Origin of the sequence: Allobosea eneae (genome assembly GCF_042657265.1) — a bacterium.
GTDB classification, from domain to species: domain Bacteria; phylum Pseudomonadota; class Alphaproteobacteria; order Rhizobiales; family Beijerinckiaceae; genus Allobosea; species Allobosea eneae.
In genome coordinates this window covers 1-539 of record NZ_JBHSLW010000084.1, presented here as the reverse complement: position 1 = coordinate 539, position 539 = coordinate 1, and the positions used below count along the sequence as shown (strand labels likewise).

Annotated in this window: 1 protein-coding gene; it reads left to right on the top strand. The window is 69.0% G+C overall.

Going from position 1 to position 539, the window contains the following annotated elements; all coding sequences use genetic code 11:
* Nucleotides 1-462 (top strand): IS66 family transposase (locus ACFPOB_RS29235; RefSeq protein ID WP_377801709.1); only part of this gene is annotated, 462 nt, incomplete at its 5' end.
* Nucleotides 463-539 lie beyond the last annotated feature (77 nt).

Genomic DNA, 539 nt, shown 5'->3' with positions numbered 1-539 from the left:
CGCAGTGCCGAGGAGCGGCGGGCAGTGCGGCAGGAGAAGAGCAGGCCGCTTCTCGAGGACATGCATGACTGGTTGCTGCGCGAGCGCGAAACCCTCTCGCGCTCCGCCGAGGTCCTGAAGCCGATCAACTACATGCTCAGGCGCTGGGCCGACTTCGCCCGCTTCCTCGACGACGGCAGGATCTGCCTCAGCAACAACGCGGCCGAAAGAGCGCTACGGGGCATCGCTCTGGGGCGGCGCAACTGGACCTTCGCCGGCAGCCAGCGCGGCGCCGACCGCGCCGCCGTCATCCTCACCCTCATCGCCACGGCTCGCCTCAACGATGTCGATCCAAAAGCCTGGCTCGCCGACGTCCTGGCCCGGATCGCCGATCTGCCCGTCTCGCGTCTCCACGAGCTGCTGCCGTGGCAGTGGCGGCTCCTGCGCGCAGCCGAAAAGCCCGCAGATCAGAAGGCCGCCTGACCTTCACGCGCCCCATCATCGCGCCAGCGGCCCTCGCGCGAAGGCTTCAGTCATGCGGCCCTCCTCGTGTGCGTACG